The organism is Sporosarcina sp. NCCP-2716 (assembly GCF_023707985.1).
GTDB lineage: Bacteria > Bacillota > Bacilli > Bacillales_A > Planococcaceae > Sporosarcina.
The window spans coordinates 630,050-649,085 of record NZ_BRCF01000001.1 but is presented as its reverse complement, the minus strand read 5'-3'; the positions used below and the strand labels follow the sequence as shown (position 1 = coordinate 649,085).

Below are 19,036 nucleotides of genomic sequence, written 5' to 3'. Positions count from 1 at the left end.
CAACCGAGTTACTTCGGGCGCTGTCTTTTTAGTCGTTCATTTGATGATGCCGCATGCGATCCGGTCACCTGAATCCCCTGACGGCTGTGATTCTCCGTCATCCTCGCCTGCATGGATCACGAGAGCTGTTCCGCCGTCCCGCAGCAGGGAATTTGTTTTTCCCGTTTCAAGTGTCACACTGTGGGATGTGAACCGGTCTTCCGCTGTCCCGTCGCTTTCCACTTCCAGATTCGGAAGGTCTCCTGCATGCGGGCCGCCGGGCATTTCAAGGCCATGTTCCTTGCCCGCAGGGTTGAAGTGGCCGCCTGCGGATTCAAATCCCGGGCCTTCACAGACGCCTTTCTCGTGAAAATGGATGCCGTGTTTTCCGGGTGTAAGAGAATCCACTTTCACAAAGACGCTGACGCCCTGATCCGTTTCGGACAGTTCAGCGGTGCCGGTCGTCTTTCCCTCTCTGTCTTTCAAGTCGACGAGGACGGAGAACGGCTTCGTTTCGACTGATTCACCATTACCGGCAGATTCGGCCTGATCTGCACCCCCGCCTGTCTTATCCGAATTTCCGTCCGTCGTATCCGATCCGCATGCGCCCAGCAGAAGTATGAGCGCAATTACCGGACAGAGTATCATTGTCTTCTTCACTCAATTTCCTCCTCGCCTGCAGTCCTACTCTATCTCTTACACGACGGCTGTGCTTCTAAACCTTTCCGGAACCCATATAGGAAAGGCCGCTTCCCGTCAGCCGGTCATCCGGCTGATGGGAAGCGGCCTGTCAGCCGTTATGCATGTTCAGGTTTCTTATAGGTCGTCACGAAAGAAGGGCGTGAGAAGATGTTCGGCTTTTTGTCGATTCCTTCGTCAGTCCCCCGTTTCTGATGAGCCTGCTCATAGGCCTGTGAGGTTTGCCAATTATGGAATGCCTGTTCCCCTGTCCAAATCGTCAGGATGACATACGTATCGTTTTCAAGCGGGCGGAGGACCCGGATCGCGCCGAACCCTTCAGTGTCTTCAATCTTACGGGCCCGTCCCATGAACCGCTGTTCAAACAGCTCTCGACCTTCTTCCGTTACCGGAATGTTGTTGAATACGGCGAATGATCCGTCACTGATATCGCCGGACGCATCGAGCACTGTATAGGAATCGGCTTCCGCGAAACTCGCGGACCCGTCATTCTCCTGGATGAGCACCGCTTCGTTGCCCTGCTCCATCAGGACGATCCCTTCGTCTCCGAGTCCGTGCTGGATCGCTTTCAGGGCAGCTGGGTCGCCGTACGTTACATGTATATTCATATGTCGTCTCCTATCTTGAACTGGTAGTCTTTTTCGTGCATTAGGCGCAAAACCGGCAGTTCAGGCCTGCCGATCTGTCAAGCTGTTCAATTCCATGCGTGCCGTTTCCGCTCTTTCAGCGCTGCGGCCGCAGAACCGGCTGCCAAAAGCACGACGGTGATGATGCCGATCGTCAATCCTGAAGCGAAATTGCCGGACACGCTCCCTGCTGCAATCGCTGCGAGAAGCATACCGCTGACAATCGCGGCTGCGATAACTTTTTTCATCGTACTCACCTTCCTTCTGCCCGCTGAACGTCGGCGGACGCATGGTCTGTATGTAATCGTTGAGATTGTTTCTCATTCTCATTGTAAAGCACTGCCCGGTAAATCGCAATACAGAACTCACCGTACTTGTCCTTTCTTCTGCCGGAAACAAGATGAAGCAGTTCGCTTCATCTTCAGCTGGTAATCTCCAGTTCAGCACATTTTGAGCAGTGCTTGTTCGCCGGTCATCCCTGCTGTTATCCCGAGACTCTCCGCTTCCAGTGTGACGGATTCGAGCGGGGCGGCGAGCAACTCTTCAATCGTCTTAACCCCTGTCGCCCGCCCAGCGATGATTTTCCGGTCACCCAGCAGCCGATTCAGCAGACCGACATCGAGCGCACCGCACATAATATAGCCATGATCGTTCGAAACAGTGAGCAAAGTCGTCTTCGGAAGCGAAACGGACACCGCTGTGAAACTGTGTCCTTCGATCGAAACGGTATTGACGGTAACCACAGCATCCTCCCCTTTCCTTCTATACATATGGGGCGGCTGTCTGATTGGTGAATCGGGGTTCCAATGAAAACAGCTGTGCCGCCACTCTCGTGACGGCACAGCTGATAAAATTTTGCTGATCAGGCGATCGTCTCACCTTCCCTGCGGAAGAAACCGAAAATGCCGACGGTCTGGACGATATTCGCAAATGCTTTCGGATCGACCTCATTGATGATTTTCTCCAGGTCATACAGTTCATACCGCGTGATGACCAAATACATCATGTTCTTCTCTTCTTTTGTATATCCGCCTTTCGCCGGGATGATCGTAATTCCCCTCACCATTTTATCATGGATGGCCGCCTGCAATTCGTCCGCTTTGCGCGTGACGATCATGGCAGTGACCTTCTCATGGCGTGTATGGATCATGTCGATGACCGCAGTGGACACGTACAGTGCCACCATCGTATACAGCGCGTTCTCCGGTTCAAACAGGATTCCGGCTGCGACGATGATCACACCGTTCAGCAAGAGGAAATACGTGCCGATCGGTTTGTCCTGCAGCCGGGACAGCACCATCGCGACGATGTCCATCCCGCCTGTCGAAGCACCGAGCTTGAGGGAGATCCCGACGCCGACCCCTCCGATGACTCCTCCGAATACGGCATTCAGGATAATATCATCCGACAGCGACATGACCGGAAGGATTCCCATGAAGATCGTCGTGAAAATGACCGATACGATGCTGTAGATCGTGAAGCCTTTCCCGACTTTGAACCACCCGAGGATGAAGACCGGAATATTCAGCAGCAGGATCAGCGTTCCCGTAGAAACCGTGACGCCTGCATAATCATCCAATACACTGGACAGCAGCTGTGCCATCCCAGAAAATCCGCTCGCATAGACATTCGCATTGATCAGAAATAAGTTGAGCGATACGGCCATTAACAATGCACCGATGACGACAGTTACAAGTCTTTTGGCTTCGATGAAAAACATGCAATTACTCCTTTCAAAAACCTCCAATAGTCGTTGTGCAACAAAAAAAGTCCCGTCTGCAGCGGAGACGCGGACTCTCCATCCCGCGATACCAAGCTGCAGGGCGGATCCCTATTCTTTTGTTATTATAACGAGCAGCTGCATGAGTTGCAATTGCGACTCGTGCAGCCGCGTAGAGAATTATGTATTGCAAAATCAGGAAATCCGTCGTATGCTTCATGAGTTAGGGAAGAAAACAGAGGAAAGCTGAAAACATTTTTAGTTGGACAGCGTCCTATTGACAGCAACAACCCGCATAGAAGCGGTACTTATAACAGGTGGTGGCACTATGAAGCGTTCTGAACATAGAACAAAGAGGAAAAAAAAGAAAGTCTGGCTTACGCTGCTGATCCTATTCCTGCTGATTGGAGGAGGGGCCGCTTATTTCTGGTTCACCCAGTTCAATGCCGGACAGTCGCTCGCAGGGGAAAAACCGGAAGATGAAGAGGAGGATATCTTCAACGCACCGGAACCCAAGTTCGGCGAGATCAATATCCTGCTTCTCGGCTCGGATGCCCGGCCGGAAGATGACGACGGCCGCTCCGACTCGCTCATGATCGCCCATTACAACCAGGAGACCGAAGAAGTGAAAACGGTATCGATCATGCGCGATATTTACGTAGACATCCCCGGTTTCGGAAAACATAAGATGAACGCCGCCTATTCGTTCGGCGGCCCGGAACTCGTCCGGCAGACGATCAAGGAAAACTTCGGATTGGACGTCCACTACTATGCTGAAGTGAACTTCGAAGGCTTCCCGAAAATGGTCGATGTCGTTGCTCCTGACGGTATCGAAGTCGACATCCCCTATCAAATGTCCCACGGGATCAATATGACACTCGAGCCTGGCGTCCAGCGGCTCCACGGCAAGGAACTGCTCGGCTATGTGCGCTTCCGCCATGACAGCCAAAGTGACTTCGGACGGGTGGCACGCCAGCAGGAAGCGCTCGCCAAACTGAAAAAAGAAGCGGTCAGTCTCCATAGTATACTCAGCCTGCCGAAACTGCTCGGCATGGCGGACAGCTACGTGAAGACCAACCTTGACAAGCGGACGATGCTGTCGATTGCAAAAGGCCTCCTCGACAACAAGGATGCAGGCATCGAATCTCTCCGTCTCCCGCTGGATAACACGTACGAAGACAAACGGATTGAAGGCGCAGGCTTAGTGCTCGATATCGATTTCGAGAAAAACACCCAAGCGCTTGATGATTTCCTCGCCGGCAAATCTCCGGATGACGGAACGGCGGAAACCGACGGAAACAATGATCCGGACGGTGCGCCTGCTGCAGAAAACGAATGAATCCTCCCATGAAAAAAGCCAATCCCGGCAGTCGTTGAACAGACTGCCGGGATCGGCTTTTTCTTCACGTCATTTTGTGGATAATCGGTTCATGTTGCGGGAATCTCTCAATAAGTTCCCCGGCCGTGAATAATTTGAAATCCTCGAAATCGAATCCCGGAGAGACCATGCAGCCGACGAGGGAGCATGCGCCGTCCGTTCCGGTCATCGAAGAACCGAAGATCGTACCGGCCGGAACGAGCAGCTGCGGCTGTTCCCCCTGTTCGATAGCGAGTCCTAGTTTAGCTGCGGTATAGGTTCCGTCTGCTGCAATCATATGGACGGTCAGCGGTGCACCGTCGTGGTAATACCATAGTTCGTCTGATTTCAGCTGGTGGAATTTGGACACTTCACCTTCTGCGAGCAGGAAATAGATGCTCGTATAAAGCGGCCGTTCACCACTGTCCGTCCCGATCGTCTCATCATTCCTGAACGTGCTCGCATAACTTCCGCCTTCCGGGTGGCTCTCCAGCTTCAAGTGTTCTTTCCAGTATGCTGCATCGCGTGTCATGATCATTCCTCCTAAAGTTTATACTGCTTCCGCCAGGCAGTTCGCTCCTCCGCCAGAATGATTTCCTCAAGGCGGCCGTCCCACTGCTTTGCCGCTGTATTCCAGACACGGGCGAACAGCATGTCTTTGCTTTCATTATACAGCCTGTACTCGAAGCATGGAATGGCTGAGGTCCCGACCACCGTGATCTCTGTAATGCCGCTGATCACTTTCGCCCGGTTCTCTGTATTGTCCGTTTCCAGTGCTGCCGCGAGGATAGAGGCAAGTCCGTCCCGCGGAACTGAATCGGTCTCGGGCGGGCCGGTGTCCGGTGCGCAGCGGAAAAGACCGGAAGCTCCGCTCTCCGCCGGCAATGCAGCGTCTTCGTAGAATTCCTGGAGCAGCGGACAGTAGGTGAGCACCGATTTCACCTGTTCCTCCGCGTGGATATATAAGCCTGCTTCCAGCTGGTCGATCCCCTTTTCCGTGATCGACCAGCCGTTTTTGTTCAGAGCGAGCCCGTCCCGCTCCATCATGAGGAGGAGATCGTCGACGAATAGCGGCTCGACACCGAGCAGTCCTGCGATTTCACTGCCATTGTCGACTGGCAGCTGCTTCAGTGTCAGCAGGATCATCTTCATCAGAATATCCATCGTGGTTTTTTCGACAGTCGTGTAGGTGACGGCGAGCCGGACGGCGGGCAGCGCCCAGTCCGCTTCCTCAAGAAGCCGGACGTCTTTCGGCTGCAGCAGTTCCTCGCGCAACGTTTCCTGTTTCTTCTGCATAGGTCAGACCTCCTTGTCAGTTCCGGACCGGTTCCGCGGGTGAACGGAGGCCGTTCTGGCGCTCAACCGTTTCATACAGCCGCCGGTACATCGACCGGACGGACTCCTGCTTCGGCTTTTCGGTGAACATGGCGGAACTGCCGACGATGACGAGCAGTTCCTTGGCACGCGACAGCGCGACGTTCAGGCGGCGATAGTCTTTCGCGAATCCGATATCACCGGAAGGCTCCCCGTGATTCCGGACGAAACTGACGATGATGATGTCCATCTCCATCCCCTGGAATTTATCGACAGAGCCTGTCCTGAACTCGAGATGCTCGGGCTGGATGTCCTCTTGGAGGAGACGGTCTATCCGTTTCACCTGTTCGCCGTAGAAGCTGATGACGCCGACCTTCTTTTTCGTTCCATGCGGGAGGATGCCTTTTGCAATGGCGGCAGCCGTCCCTTCCTCCATCTCTTCCAGCAGCTGCCGGATCGCGGTCAGTTCACTGTCGTTGTATCGGCTCGTGCCGCCATTCGGTTTCGCTTCGAAATACGGCGGAGTATTCGGCATATCGAGCCACAGCAGATGGTTTTCCGTCTTGACGAGACGGGTTTCCAGTCCATGTGTCCGTGCCGCATCCGAGTCCGTCAGTCCGCACGTCAGCGCATAGCCGTTTTCGTTATAGAACGGCGTGATCGTCTGCATGATGTTTTCGTGCATACGGTACTGTTTGCCGAGCATCGTCTTATTCTGCTTCGGCAGCGTGCGGAACAGCCGTTCGAACAGTGATTCCTTCAGGAGTTTTTCCATTTCCCGTTTTTCCGTATCTTCCGGCAGCTCCTCCAGGAATTCTTCCATCGTCTCCTGCCCGACGAGCGGCGGCAGCTGATGGTGATCGCCGACAAGGATGATCTTCTTCCCTTTAAGCATCGGCAGCAGCAATTCAGGAGGAGTCGCTTTCGACACTTCGTCGATGATGACGAGGTCGAATTGCGGATACTCTTCGGCGAACTCCTTGCGCGCGGACGCGACGCAGGTCGTCCCGATGACGTTCGCATGCTTGACATACAGTTTACGGATTTCATCGAGATCATAAGGGCTCGCGTCGCGCAGCATGGAATGCCACTGAGTCTGCAGGGACTGGATGAGCGGCAGATGCTCGAGCTGCTTCCCGATTTCAACAGCTTGCTGATCAGCCGCTGCAAGCTCACGTTCCAACTCGGCAAGACGGACCGATGGGTCTTCCGCCAGAGCCTTATCAAGCTCACCGGACCTTCTGTTCATCTCTTCGGCCGCCTGACGGGCAGTCACTTGGGCTTCCTCAAGCCGGGAAATCAGCAAACGTTTCTCTTCAAGCTGTGCATCGAGCTTGCCGTGGCTGTCCTGGAGCTCACGTAATTCTGAAAGTGCCTGATTCCGCTCAGCTTCGACGCGGCTGGCTGAAGACAGCTGCCCGGTAATGTCCATGTACGACTGCTCCGCGGCTGCCAGGACATCGGTGAGCGACGTGCCCGATACTTCTCCGCCGGCCCGCCGTATTTCTGCGAGCTGTCCGTTCAGACGCTCGGAAGCTACCGACTTCTCGGCAAGTTCCTCCGACAGTTTTTGCGCTTTCATAGCTTGATCGGCACAGACGCGTTCTTTGATGGATCGGAACAGGTCGGCTGTCGAGGCGGCTTCCGTCAGAAATGCGCGGATGAAATTGCGCCGGTCATGCAGCAGGCTGACCGCTTTCGTCAAGTTTTCAAGACAGTCGTAGGCTTCCACGGAAAAGGACGTCGACCGCAATATCTCCTTGACGTTCGGCTGTACGAGATAGCGGCCGACACGGTTCACGGTTTGCTGGATGGAAGCGAGCGAGTGGCGGCTCCGGTATCCTGTCGGCGTGACGATCCGGTTCTGGAAATGATGCTGGTGGAGAATGTCCGTCACCATGGTGATTGCTTTATCCGTCCGGGTCAGCAGTTCCGTCCATTCGGAAGCGCCCGATTCCCCTCCTGCCTCCTGGATTGCGTCGATTCGGCGGATCAGTGTGATCATCATCTGCTCGACTTCTCGTGCAGGCGTGTAGGAAACGCCGTCCAGCAAATCATTCAGGTCATTCAGCTTGGCGGCTTCCTGCACTTGGTCCATTAGCCGGATCGCATCGTCATATTCACGCTGGAGATACTCGAGATCCGTGCGCATGGCTGCTGCCTGTTCCTCCAATGCAGCTGCTGACCGGGCATTCTTCAGAAGTTCGATCCGCAAGCGGAGACGCTCCTGCTCTTCCTTCAATTCCGTTTCCGGGACCGCAGACTCCGGCAGGGCGCCGAGCTTGTCTTCCAATTCCGCCATTGCCTGCTCCATTTTCGTCCGTTTCCGTTCCAGTTCGTTCGTGCTGCCTGCAGCTTTCTCGGATTCGAGCGACAGGCTGTGCAGCTCTCTTTGACCCTCTTTCATTGCCGTCGCGAGAGCCTTCTTCTCTTCTTGCTTTTCCTTCCAGACGGCCAGGAGGATCAGCAGCTGCTCTTTTTCAGCTTCCATTGAGCCGATACGGCCTTCGATACTCTGGAGTTCTGCTGACAGTGTTTCTTGCATCGTACTGTGCTCCGAAAGAGCTGCTTCCGTCGTTTCAATTGTCTGCTGACGCCAATGCTCGGCGACATTCTCTTCGATGTACTTGCGCCCTTCCTCTTCGATACTCTCTGTCCTGCCGTACCGCAAAATACGGATATCGGAATTGTGGAGAAGGCGGCCTAAAGCATTGTCGACAGCCAGGTTTGCCTGGGACGCCACCAATGTGCGAAGGCCGGCTTTCACGGCTTGGTTGCAGATTTCCGAGATGACCGTCGTCTTCCCGGTGCCTGGAGGACCTTGGATCACAAAAACGTCACTTGCATTCATCGCCCCGGTGACCGCTTCTTCCTGGAATTCGTTCAGGACGGTATCGAACTCGAGCGGCGTGCGCCGGTTCGTGATCTTGACGACAGGACGTTCTTCGAACAGGATCATTTCCAAGTTGGCATTTGCAGCGAGCCCGTCCTGCAAGTCTTTGAATCCGTTCCGAAGTCTCCTCACCTGGCTGAGTTCGGCAAAGTTGCTGAATGACAGCATTTTGAACCCATTTCCGCGGAAACCGGTCTTGCGGGCTTGCTGGATCGCAGCCGGCTTCAGGCTGATCTCCACTTCATTCGTTTTGCGGTTCACAGCTGTGACGTTTCCGAGATCGGTGCCTGCTTCGCTGAACTTGGCAGCGAATCCAGGCAATCCTTTCCATGACTTCTGTGGCACCCCGTTCACGTTCACGGTGAGTTTCTGGAAATCCTGGCTGAGGGATACGGATTGCACCGCGGCTTGGATATCTTCCACATCCGCGTTTTTCTCCATAATGCGCAAATAGCCTTCCCAGCCGCCGATCCGTTTTTTTACATAGTCGGAACGTTTCTCGGCCACCGGCAGTTCACGGAGCAGCGCCGCGAATTCGATCGGAAGTGCACGACCAGTACTTTTGCCCGGACGGAACCTGACCGTCGCCCGCAGCCTGCGGTTCGTTGCGGCCGGCTCCCGCCTTCCCCTCACATGGAAACCGACAGCGAGGAATCCGTCATTTTTTACGATGCAGTCGAGAACGGCGACCCGGTTGTCGAGGGTGCTCATCAGCTTTCCGTTCTCCTCGTTATCGAAGAAGAAGGAGAACGACGCATTGCCATGCTGGTTTTCTGGCCGCTTTTCGATATGGACGATGAACGTTTTCTGGATCGCAAAAAACGCGTGTTCATCACGCGCTACTTTTTCGATTCCTTTCCTGGCGCTTGACGTCATCGTCAGTTCACATGTCACGATATCCTCATATGTAGTACGGTTCATGCTGTTCACTTCTTTCCGTCCGTAAAAAAAGGTCAGCCATGTGGAATGGCTGAACCTGTCTGTGAAATTCCCTTATCTTCATTATAAACGATTCGGGCTCCGACTGCGAGTGAGAAAAGACTCGTTCTTGTCAGTCGGTTTCCTGTTGGATGCTGTTTTCCTCGATCCCTTTTTCTTTCATCTTGTCAGACAGCTCCTCTTCCGTGACGACTGATCGCGGGAACTTCTCAAGCGCTTGCAGTTTGATATTCATCTGTTCCAGTTCCCCGCTGTCATAGATCGGTTCCGCCCAGTAGACCGCCGCTTCGTCCGTACAGGCGAGCAGCCGGACGATCTGCATGTTGACGCCGCCTGAAGTATCCTCATCGGATACGATCGGCTCTTCCGGCGTGTAATCTGACTGGCTGACGAGCAGTCCCTGCGGCTTTCCTCCGAGCCGGGCAGCGGACTCACAAAATTGTTCAAGCGATGTTGGCTGTTCCAAAACGCCACCTCCTCGGGTTTCTTTTGGCTTCTCTTACCGAGTATTCCCTGAAAGCCCTGTTCGCTAAACAATCGGATGACCCTGCTTGAAGTACGGTTAAAAGCCGACCCGCTGAAATCATGCATGCGGATCGGCCTGTTGAGTTACGTAAAGTCGCGCTTGATCTTTTCGTTCCATGTTTTGGAGAACACTTCGCGGCCGTTCTCCCATGCTTTCAGTTCGTTCACCAAGTGATAATGCGTTTCGTCGGCGGACATGACACTTTTCGTCTCGAGATATGTCTGCCAGTCCCCTTTTCCGACGCTCAGCGTCCAATCACATTGCACACGGGCACTCAGCGGATCGTTTTCCCGGATCGTATAGACATTGCGGTTTGTACTTCCGTATTCCAGACCGTTGACGTGCAGCTTCCGCTTGCCTTCATCGGAGAAATCGTCCAGTACCCAGACACCTGTTGCGGCATCCTGTTTGACTTCACGCGTCCGTCCCGCTTCCCGCAGTATATCCTTGTCGAGCACAAGTGCGGTTTCCGGCTGGGCGAACGGTTTCAGTTCCCGGTCCAGCTGTTTCGGCTCCCGCAGCGGCAGAACGAGGGCTGTCTGCTCGGATGTCTCGACAGAGAACGTCACCGCTTCCGGGAATGGCCAAATATGCGGCCAGTAATTCGGCGAAATGGCGAGCTGCCAGTGGTGGCCTCGCTGCAGTGTATGGCCGATGACATTCATCTTGACAGTGACATCTACCGGCTTGCCGGGTTCCAGGTAACTTGGATCCTCGTCGCTGTTACGGTGTGTCAGATTCAGCACACCCCATGTGACCCGTGTGGAAGACCCGTCAGGCGCCACGTCGTTCAGACGGACGACCAAATGTGCCGCCTTTTTGTCAGGCGTAATCCGGCAGCGGAATTCCGGTTCCCCGAGGATCGCTTCATCTTGTTCCGCCGGTTCCCCGTCGAACACAGTCGCCATGCCGTTCTCGATCCGCTGATCAGCAGGAAGGTCTCCCGGCTGGCCGAACGGGCAGAATACGCCGGCGTACAGGCCGTGCTGCTGGACGGACGAGACGATGACGTCCGAATTGCCCGCCGTCCCGCTCAGCATCCTGCCATTCAGGAACAGCTTCTTCTCCTTGAGATCTGCAGGCGGCCATTGCGCTTCGGCTGCCCAGTGACCCGGTCTGTGCATATACTCGGTCTGCGGCGGCACGCTGTCCTGCATGTAGACTCGCAGCATCGGTTCGTCCATAATGCCTGTTTTTTCGCCTTTCAGCCATTCGTCCCACCAGCGGACCGCTTCCTGCAAGAAACCGATCTGCGGGCCGGGCACAGCCATTTCAGGATACTCATGCGCCCAAGGTCCGATCAGCCCTTTCCTCGGCCCCTTCAGTCCGCTCAGCAGACGCGGGATTGCATTTGTATAGCCGTCTGCCCAGCCGCCGACTGCATAGACAGGTATTGTAATATCTTCATAGTTCTCGATGACGGAACCATGTTTCCAGTAGGCGTCACGACGCTGATGGCGGACCCATTCCTCGGCATAGGGCGGCGTCAGTTCCATCCGCTCGAGCCAGTTCTCCCGCCAAGATTCCCCGCGCGCTTCCGGGAACTGCGGCCGCGCATTGTACGCGAACATCGTCGAGGCCCACCAGAGCATATCGGAAGCGAGCATTGCGCCCCCTTTGTAATGCACATCGTCCGCATAGCGGTCATCCGTCGAACAGAGTGTGATGATCGTTTTCAGGGCCGGGTGCTTCCTTGCGGCGATCTGCAGGCCGTTGAATCCTCCCCAAGATTTGCCGATCATGCCGACGCCGCCTTCAGCCCATGGCTGCTGCCCGATCCAGTCCAGCACCTCAAGTGCGTCGTCCTGTTCCTGCTTCAAGTATTCGTCATACAGGATTCCGTCCGAATCACCGGTCCCCCGGATGTCGACCCGGATGCTCGCATAGCCGTGACCAGCGAAATACGGGTGACGCAGCGAATCGCGCAGTGCAGTGAATTCGTTTTTCCGGTACGGCAGGTACTCGAGGATTGCGGGTACGGGATTTTTCTCCGCGTCTTCCGGCAGCCAGATCTGCGCCGCGAGCTGCGTTCCATCCGACAGCGGGATCATGACATCTTTCATCACCTTGACGTCATGCGGGAACTTGTTGCGGATCACTCTGTTCGTTTCTCGTACGTTGAATACCAATTGAAAAACCTCCTGAAGATTTATTGACGTTTACTTGTCGGATAATCTTGCCGCAGCCACCTTACAAGCGACACGAGGAGCAGCAGATAGATGATGAAAATCGGGACGGCTACGACGACGGCCGATGTCTGGATCACCCGCAAGCCGCCGATGAGCAGCAGCGACAGCGATAGGATCGCCATCACTGCCCCCCAGATCATCCGGTGCCAGCGTGCCGGGTCTTCACCCGGCTGCAATTCCTTAGTTGCGACAGCCGCTAAAATATAAGTCGCCGAGTCCATCGATGTCGAAAGGAAGATGACACCGACAATCACGAAGAATGGCAGCAGCAGGGTATCGAGCGGCAGCGAGCGTAAAATATCCACCACCGCAGCCGGACCGCCCTGGTCGGCCAGTGTCTTCGCAACGTCGACAATTCCCTGCAGCTGCAGGTTCATCGAGTAGCCGCCGAATACGAGGAAATAGACCCAGCCGCCGATCGAGCCCCACAGAAGCATATGAGTGATCAATTCACGCAGCGTGCGGCCTTTCGAAATCCGGGCGACGAACAGCCCCATGAACATCGCGGTGGCCGAGAACCATGCCCAGTAGAATACCGTCCATCCTTGCGGGAACCCTCCTTTGCCGATTGGATCGGTATGGAAGCTCATGAACGTGAAGTTTTGCAGCATCATGCCAAAACTGTTCGAGAAATACGTCATGATGAATGACGTCGGTCCGGCGATGAATACGAACAACGCGAGTGCGACCGCCAAATAGATATTGATATCACTGAGGCGGCGGATCCCTTTATGGAGTCCTAAGTACGCACTCGACGAGTAGATGATTGTGATCAGTGTGACGATGATTGCGTCCATCCCAAGAGAAGGTTCGATGTTCAATATCGAGCCGACTACAGCGGACACCATCGGAACCCCGAGTCCGAGTGAAGTGCCGAGACCGCCGACAAGGCTCCAGATGACGAGCACATCGATCAGTTTTGCCACCCAGCCTTCCGAATACTTCCCGAGCGCCCCGCTTAGAGCCGTACTGATTTTGAGTGAAGGGCGCTTCCGGACGAAGTACGAATAGGCGATGACGACTGTCGGAAATGCATACAGCGACCAAGCAGAAATGCCCCAGTGGAACAGACCGTAAGTCAGCGCCCACTCCGCCGCTTCCTGGCTCCCCGGCTCGATGCCGAATGGCGGGCCGTCGAAATAGGAGATCGGTTCGATCATCGACCAGTACATGATGCTCGTCCCCATACCGGCGGTGAACAGCATCGCCCCCCAGCTGAAGCTTGAGAACTCAGGCTTCCCTTCTCCCAGTTTGATCTTGCCGTATTTACTGAATGCCAGCCAGATCAGGAAGATGAATAAGCCGAACGTCAGGAATTGGAATGCCCAGTCCATCTTGAAAGTGATGAAACTCATCACATCATCGAGCACCGGTTCCGCACTATTGCGGAAAACGACGAGCAGGACTGTCGCCAGCAGGATGAAAATCATAGAAGTATAGAAAACAAATGGATCCAGTTTTGCTTTTTGCATTGAATGACCTCCTGTTTAGTTGTCTGTAACCACAACGTGAGAACGCTTTCAACTTTTCCTCCCTTCTCACCGTCCGCAGCAACCTATCCATATTTAATGATTGCTATCCGTATTTGCTTGGAATATAATCATGATTACATTGTGAACTTGTTCATAGTATCAGAATATATCGGCTATGACAAGCGGTAGATTTGCATGTATACTGACTTACAGGGAAGTTCCAACACAACTGGCAAACAAAGAGAGGGTACACCGATGGACAAAAAGATGCTGCAAAAAAGCAGGATGTGGAAATACTTCGTGGAAGCTGCGACTGAGATCATCATGGAAGAAGGTACACATAATGTGACCATCCGGAAAGTGGCGGACCGGGCAGGCTATAACAGTGCGACAATCTATAATTATTTCGATGAATTCTCCCATCTCCTCTTCTTCGCTTCGATGAGACTCATGAAAGACTACACCGAGGAAGTCGCACGGCGGATGGAGGAGACGGAGAACGCACTTGAGCAATACCGGACAGCGTGGTTGTGCTTTTCGGAGTATTCGTTCCGGAACCCGAACATCTTCCATACGGTGTTCATCCGCGACCTAGGGGATAATCCGGATAACCTGCTGGAAAAATATTATGCGTTCTATCCATCAGATCTGGTGGATGTCCCTGATGAGATCCGCCGCAGCCTGATTGAGCAGAATGTCAATGAACGGGGCAATCCGATTTTGAAGAGGGCTGTCGAAGAAGGAAGTCTCCAGCCTGAAAAAGTCCTTTCGCTGAATGAGATGACGATCCTGATCTGGCAGGGAATGCTCACCAGTTACCTGAATCACAGGATCGACTTGACACCGAAAGAAGCGCACGAACGGACCATCCGCTATATTTTCGAGATCATCGACCAGCATATCCGCTGATCGGCACCGTCCCCCGATACGGGTGAGGCCAAAAAAAGAGCAGCTCCGGATGTCATGTGACTGACTTCCGGAACTGCTCTTCTTCTTTGACTGCAGCAGAATCAGCAACGCTGTCCGGCAGTATTCTCACGAGACTGATGGAATTGCCGACACCGTGCAGGCTTGCGGTGAACGTTTCGATCAATTGGTGAGGCACTGCTGTCCGCAGCTCATCGAACTGGCTCTCGTCGAGGACGATATCCCAGCCCTCACTCTCCTGCTGGACCCGCGCCGCCATGTTAACCGTCCGCCCGAAATAATCGAGCACGCCGTTCGCGTTGACGGCAATGACCGGACCCGTGTGGAGACCCATCTTGATGGTCAGCGGATTCACCAGTGTGCGGTTCAGTTCCTCTGCCGACGACTGGATGGCAAGTGCTGCCCGCATCGCATCGGCACTGCTGCTGAATGCAGCCATCACCGAGTCGCCGATCGTCTTGACAATGGCGCCTTCATGGGCGCTGATGATCATCCGGAGGAATGTAAAATGTTTTTGGACGTCCGTATAGGCCGCTGCATCGCCGACCTGCTCATACAGACGCGTCGAGTCTTTCAGATCGGTGAACAGGATCGTCATCTTTCCGACACCGATCTGCATCCCGGTCGCAAGCACTTCAGTCGGCAGCAAATCCCGGAACAGCTGGAGGGATGTGACTTCCCGTGCGGTGAGTGCGTCCGGATCCCAGTCCGTTTCCTCGATTGCGATGACCAGTTCCGTCACTGTGTCATTCAAGATCGTCAGCATCGGATTCTGATGAAGGACCGATGCGGAAAGACCGGTTTCTGTAATATGCAGGGCGGTCTCTGCCCCGTCTTCCTGTTCGGCGAACGGGATTTTGAAGTTATGCTTCAGGACACGCAGCTGCAGGCCGGGCTGGCCCGGAGTCCAGCTGAAGTTCCGTTCCCCGCCGGCCGGGATGCGGAACTGCGCGACTGTGCCGGGTGAGTTGACCGGACCGTTCACGCAGAACAGCTGCTTCGACGTTTTGCGGATTGTGCCATTGACGCGGAATGTCATTTCGATATACCGGTCGAAATCCAGTTCGTAGTCCGCTCCGCACAAATCACAGTGGACAGTGTTCTTCACCCCTGCCAGCCGGTCCGTATGCTCTTTCGCCACGCGGCAGTTCGGGCACATCAGACTCCATTCGTAGTCGAGGATCCCTTCCTCGCTAGCTAGCAGGAACAGCTGGACGGCTTCCGGTCTAGTGATGCCATACTGACGGGCCCATCGATACGGCTTCATGTGGGCGACGTCTTCGTCAGACGCCGACCGGATGGTTCCTATAAGGGAACTGACGGCATTGCGGCCGAGGCCTAAATCCACCAGATGGCTCTCTGCGTCGTCCAGCAGACGTTCGTCGACCGTAATCGCCCCGCTTCCCTGAGAAGCAGGTTCTCCATCCACTAGCACCACGGCTGTGCTTGCATAATCGAACGTCTTCCGCAGCTGTGGGATCACACCGTTTTTAACAGTCAGTTTTCCGATAAGTGAACTGTATTCAAATGACCCGGCAAGCGTCAGCCGGGTATCCATATTCTCTGTCTCTTCCAGAGCGACCTTCCAGACTACGCGCTCGACAGGCCCTCTCGTATAGTTCCGTTCGATGGAATAGTAAGATTCCTCCACCCATTCGAACACATTCTCCTCCCACTCGAACGTCAGCAGTCCGTATGCCTTCCCCTTCGCTTTCCTGACAAGCCGCTCAGCACTGGAGATGAACGGGGAGAAGTCGACCGGGAACAGTCCGATGTAGCGGTTCAGCCGGTTCGTATCCGAAACGACTGCCCAGACCTCCTTGAGCGGCCTGCGGATGACCTTCGTTTCTTCCATCAGCAATTTCTTCCTCAACGTTCTTCACATCCTGTCTGCAAAGCTATCCCGGATCTCGATGAACTGCGGGAGATTCCCTAAGAACAGATCGACGAGCCTGCCGTCGAACTGGCGGTCGCGCTGTTCGGCGAAATAAGCGGTGATCTTCTCAAGCGGCCATGCTTTCTTATAGACCCGGTCACTCCCGAGCGCGTCGAACACATCTGCGATGGCAGTGATGCGGCCATAGATATGGATCTGTTCCTTCTTTAGGCCGAGCGGATAGCCGGCGCCGTCCCATCGTTCGTGATGCTGACGGGCGATGATCGCGGCCGTCTTCAGCAGCTGGCGTTCGGATTTCCGGAACACATCATAGCCGTAATCCGCGTGCTTCTTCATGATCTCGAATTCTTCATCGGTCAGTTTACCGGGTTTCAGCAGGATGGAATCCGGGATGGCCACCTTGCCGATGTCATGCATGGGCGACGCGAACTTCAGCAGCTGGGCTTCAGCACGCGGCAGGCCCGCCAGTATGGCGAGCGTGTAGGAATACCTCGCTACCCGCTTCACGTGGTTCCCTGTCTCCTGCGATCTGCTTTCCCCGATCTCCCCGAGCGTCTCGATGATCTCCTTCTGGGTTTCAATCAGTTCCATCTGTAAGATGAACGACTCCAGCGACTTACCCGCATACGTGGAGGCGAACGTCAGGAGCGTTTCATCGTCGCTTCCGAACCGTGCTGCCCCTTGTTTGTTGATCGCCTGGAAGGCGCCGATGACGAGGCCTTCCTGGTTAAGGATCGGGATGCAGAGGATCGACCTGGTGCGATATCCCGTTTCGAGGTCGACCGCCTTGTTGAACCGGTTATCCGAATAGGCGTCTTCCACATTCAGCACTTGTCCGGTGCCGATGCTCAGTCCGACAAACCCCTCATCCTCCGGTATTGCAATCCGTTCGACTCCGTGGCCGGCGACAGTCCACACGTTGTTGTGCACTTTGTCGTGCAGCCAGACCGTGCAGCGGTCGGCGTTCACGAGCTTCGTTCCCAAATCAGCCAGCAGCAGCAGCATCTTGTGCATATCCGTCTCCATCGACATCTTGCCCATGTACTCGAAAATCGTCGATAAGAGGACATCGGACTGGGAGAATCGGCTCTCGGCCAAAGAAATCGGACCTATTTGTTTGTTCATTCGGTATTTCCTCTCTCAACATAAGTTAGCAGTTTACTAGGTACTAGTTATAATAGCATGAAAACGAAAGTACTACACTTTCTTTTGGCTCTTTCACTCTTTAAAAACAGTAGAAAAAGACTATCGCCGCCGGGAATCGGACACAACTTGGTCCGTACTCCTGCTATAACCGCCCCTTTTGTTCGTCGTGGAAGCGGAAAAAGCCCGGGGAATCCGTTCTCCCCTGGCCGTGTTCCGCGTATTCAATTGTGTGTTACAAACCAGGTTTGGGCAGACTTATCTGACCAGCTTCCTGATGAGTTCGCGATTGCGTTCCTTGAACACATCATTATGCGAGCTGACCATCCCCCATTGTGTCGCTTGCGGATCCAAATACATCTTCACGCTGTTCACAGCGTTTGCAGCATCCTGGAAAGCACCCGCAATCAGGTTCACTTTGCTTTCATGGAACAGGACGTCACCCGCCGCAAAGATCCCGGCAACGGATGTGCCGCTCATGGACGTGCCAGCAATCCGATGATCTGCCGTCAGTTCCAGTTCTTCAGCGCCCTTGCCGATCAGCGACGTATCCGTTTCATAGCCGTGGTTGATGATGACATCGTCGACATCGACGAGCAGTGCATTGTTGTCAAGGCAGTCGCTCAGCTCGACCTGTTCGATCGTATCGTGGCTGTCACTGGCGATCAGCCGGGTGATCCGGGTGTTGAAGTGGCAGACAACATCACTCTGCAGAAGCTGTTCCACTTGCGCCTCGTGACCGTTCAGATCGCACTTGCGGTAGGTGAGCATGACTTTTTCCGCGATCGGTTCCAGTTCGTTCGCCCAATCGATCGCCGTGTTCCCGCCGCCAGAGATGAGCACACGCCTGCCTGCAAACCGGCGGAGCGACTTCACAGTATAATGGAGATTGGATACTTCAAAACGATCAGCGCCTTCGATGGAGATCTTCTGCGGGCTGAGGATGCCGCTCCCGATCGCGAGGATGACAGCACGGCTCCGGTGCCGGCCGCCCGAACTGCAGGAGACCGTGAAATTACCGTCGCCGTCCTTCTCAATACCTGTCACTTTCTCCCCGAGCACAAGGTCAGGATGGAACGTAGTCCCCTGTTCGACCAGGTTTTCAATGATTGAAGCTGCAGGCGCAGGGGTGACCCCGCCGATGTCCCAGATCATTTTTTCCGGGTAGACGTGCAGCTTCCCGCCGAGCTCCGGCTGGAATTCGATGATTTTGGCGGTCATGCCCCGCAGGCCGCTATAGAAAGCCGAATAGAGTCCAGCCGGCCCTCCCCCGATGATGATTACATCCGTCATTCGCGTTTCCGTCATATGTATCCTCCTAGAAAATATATTTGACAACGAGGCAATCCCTCTTT

The 19,036-nt window shown here is 54.6% G+C and carries 16 protein-coding genes; 2 read left to right on the top strand and 14 right to left on the bottom strand.

The annotated features are described in order from the left end of the window. Positions 1-36: 36 nt before the first annotated feature. The 5 genes from NFU03_RS03370 to NFU03_RS03350 all read right to left on the bottom strand — a co-directional run bounded on the left by NFU03_RS03370 (position 37) and on the right by NFU03_RS03350 (position 3,024). Entirely contained in the window at positions 37-639 is a 603-nt protein-coding gene (locus NFU03_RS03370; RefSeq protein ID WP_251636088.1) for a superoxide dismutase family protein, read from the bottom strand. Between the two features lie 137 nt (positions 640-776). Beyond that, complete coding sequence (locus NFU03_RS03365) at positions 777-1,286, bottom strand: antibiotic biosynthesis monooxygenase family protein (protein ID WP_251636087.1); 510 nt, start codon at positions 1,284-1,286, stop codon at positions 777-779. 86 nt (positions 1,287-1,372) lie between these two features. Further along, entirely contained in the window at positions 1,373-1,552 is a 180-nt protein-coding gene (locus tag NFU03_RS03360) for a hypothetical protein (protein ID WP_251636086.1), read from the bottom strand. A 192-nt stretch (positions 1,553-1,744) separates the two neighbouring features. After that, positions 1,745-2,074 (bottom strand): YunC family protein, encoded by a 330-nt coding sequence (locus NFU03_RS03355; RefSeq protein WP_398289668.1) that lies wholly within the window; start codon positions 2,072-2,074, stop codon positions 1,745-1,747. Positions 2,075-2,166: 92 nt separating this feature from the next. Then, the gene (locus NFU03_RS03350) at positions 2,167-3,024 is read right to left on the bottom strand and encodes a YitT family protein (RefSeq protein WP_251636084.1); all 858 of its coding nucleotides are present in this window, start codon (positions 3,022-3,024) and stop codon (positions 2,167-2,169) included. A 328-nt stretch (positions 3,025-3,352) separates the two neighbouring features. On the opposite strand from NFU03_RS03350, the gene NFU03_RS03345 reads away from it, so the two are divergent. Next, entirely contained in the window at positions 3,353-4,363 is a 1,011-nt protein-coding gene (locus tag NFU03_RS03345) for an LCP family protein (RefSeq protein ID WP_251636083.1), read from the top strand. Positions 4,364-4,427: 64 nt separating this feature from the next. Here the strand turns inward: NFU03_RS03345 and NFU03_RS03340 are convergent, their stop codons facing one another. The 6 genes from NFU03_RS03340 to NFU03_RS03315 all read right to left on the bottom strand — a co-directional run bounded on the left by NFU03_RS03340 (position 4,428) and on the right by NFU03_RS03315 (position 13,714). Beyond that, positions 4,428-4,913: a cupin domain-containing protein gene (locus NFU03_RS03340; RefSeq protein WP_251636082.1), complete on the bottom strand. Its 486-nt coding sequence runs from the start codon at positions 4,911-4,913 to the stop codon at positions 4,428-4,430. An 11-nt stretch (positions 4,914-4,924) separates the two neighbouring features. Further along, entirely contained in the window at positions 4,925-5,677 is a 753-nt protein-coding gene (locus NFU03_RS03335) for a hypothetical protein (protein WP_251636081.1), read from the bottom strand. 16 nt (positions 5,678-5,693) lie between these two features. Then, complete coding sequence (locus tag NFU03_RS03330; RefSeq protein ID WP_251636080.1) at positions 5,694-9,509, bottom strand: AAA domain-containing protein; 3,816 nt, start codon at positions 9,507-9,509, stop codon at positions 5,694-5,696. Between the two features lie 130 nt (positions 9,510-9,639). Continuing rightward, positions 9,640-9,993 carry a hypothetical protein gene (locus tag NFU03_RS03325; protein ID WP_251636078.1) on the bottom strand — a complete coding sequence of 118 codons (354 nt, stop codon included), beginning with the start codon at positions 9,991-9,993 and terminating at the stop codon, positions 9,640-9,642. A gap of 143 nt (positions 9,994-10,136) precedes the next feature. Further along, positions 10,137-12,182 carry a CocE/NonD family hydrolase gene (locus tag NFU03_RS03320; protein ID WP_251636077.1) on the bottom strand — a complete coding sequence of 682 codons (2,046 nt, stop codon included), beginning with the start codon at positions 12,180-12,182 and terminating at the stop codon, positions 10,137-10,139. A 20-nt stretch (positions 12,183-12,202) separates the two neighbouring features. Further along, on the bottom strand, positions 12,203-13,714 hold the full coding sequence (locus NFU03_RS03315) for a BCCT family transporter (protein ID WP_251636075.1): 1,512 nt from the start codon (positions 13,712-13,714) through the stop codon (positions 12,203-12,205). 255 nt (positions 13,715-13,969) lie between these two features. Between NFU03_RS03315 and NFU03_RS03310 the strand changes: the two genes are divergently transcribed. Continuing rightward, positions 13,970-14,623, top strand: a complete 654-nt coding sequence (locus tag NFU03_RS03310; protein WP_251636073.1) for a TetR/AcrR family transcriptional regulator — start codon at positions 13,970-13,972, stop codon at positions 14,621-14,623. Between the two features lie 52 nt (positions 14,624-14,675). Here NFU03_RS03310 and NFU03_RS03305 read toward each other — a convergent pair whose 3' ends face one another. From NFU03_RS03305 to NFU03_RS03295, 3 genes are all read right to left on the bottom strand, one after another. After that, positions 14,676-16,496 (bottom strand): adenylate/guanylate cyclase domain-containing protein, encoded by a 1,821-nt coding sequence (locus NFU03_RS03305; RefSeq protein ID WP_251636071.1) that lies wholly within the window; start codon positions 16,494-16,496, stop codon positions 14,676-14,678. 24 nt (positions 16,497-16,520) lie between these two features. Then, positions 16,521-17,663: an HD domain-containing phosphohydrolase gene (locus NFU03_RS03300; protein ID WP_251636069.1), complete on the bottom strand. Its 1,143-nt coding sequence runs from the start codon at positions 17,661-17,663 to the stop codon at positions 16,521-16,523. A 276-nt stretch (positions 17,664-17,939) separates the two neighbouring features. Continuing rightward, a complete protein-coding gene (locus tag NFU03_RS03295) occupies positions 17,940-18,989 on the bottom strand; it encodes an NAD(P)/FAD-dependent oxidoreductase (RefSeq protein ID WP_251636066.1) in 1,050 nt (349 codons plus the stop codon). Positions 18,990-19,036: the final 47 nt, after the last annotated feature.

What these genes read in the sequence shown, in the direction of transcription:
- NFU03_RS03355 (WP_398289668.1), bottom strand. Translation starts at nt 2,074, where the DNA reads ATGTATAGAAGGAAAGGGGAGGATGCTGTGGTTACCGTCAATACCGTT.
- NFU03_RS03300 (WP_251636069.1), bottom strand. Translation starts at nt 17,663, where the DNA reads ATGAACAAACAAATAGGTCCGATTTCTTTGGCCGAGAGCCGATTCTCC.
- NFU03_RS03330 (WP_251636080.1), bottom strand. Translation starts at nt 9,509, where the DNA reads ATGAACCGTACTACATATGAGGATATCGTGACATGTGAACTGACGATG.
- NFU03_RS03305 (WP_251636071.1), bottom strand. Translation starts at nt 16,496, where the DNA reads ATGGAAGAAACGAAGGTCATCCGCAGGCCGCTCAAGGAGGTCTGGGCA.
- NFU03_RS03350 (WP_251636084.1), bottom strand. Translation starts at nt 3,024, where the DNA reads ATGTTTTTCATCGAAGCCAAAAGACTTGTAACTGTCGTCATCGGTGCA.
- NFU03_RS03360 (WP_251636086.1), bottom strand. Translation starts at nt 1,552, where the DNA reads ATGAAAAAAGTTATCGCAGCCGCGATTGTCAGCGGTATGCTTCTCGCA.
- NFU03_RS03365 (WP_251636087.1), bottom strand. Translation starts at nt 1,286, where the DNA reads ATGAATATACATGTAACGTACGGCGACCCAGCTGCCCTGAAAGCGATC.
- NFU03_RS03315 (WP_251636075.1), bottom strand. Translation starts at nt 13,714, where the DNA reads ATGCAAAAAGCAAAACTGGATCCATTTGTTTTCTATACTTCTATGATT.
- NFU03_RS03345 (WP_251636083.1), top strand. Translation starts at nt 3,353, where the DNA reads ATGAAGCGTTCTGAACATAGAACAAAGAGGAAAAAAAAGAAAGTCTGG.
- NFU03_RS03295 (WP_251636066.1), bottom strand. Translation starts at nt 18,989, where the DNA reads ATGACGGAAACGCGAATGACGGATGTAATCATCATCGGGGGAGGGCCG.
- NFU03_RS03310 (WP_251636073.1), top strand. Translation starts at nt 13,970, where the DNA reads ATGGACAAAAAGATGCTGCAAAAAAGCAGGATGTGGAAATACTTCGTG.
- NFU03_RS03340 (WP_251636082.1), bottom strand. Translation starts at nt 4,913, where the DNA reads ATGACACGCGATGCAGCATACTGGAAAGAACACTTGAAGCTGGAGAGC.
- NFU03_RS03335 (WP_251636081.1), bottom strand. Translation starts at nt 5,677, where the DNA reads ATGCAGAAGAAACAGGAAACGTTGCGCGAGGAACTGCTGCAGCCGAAA.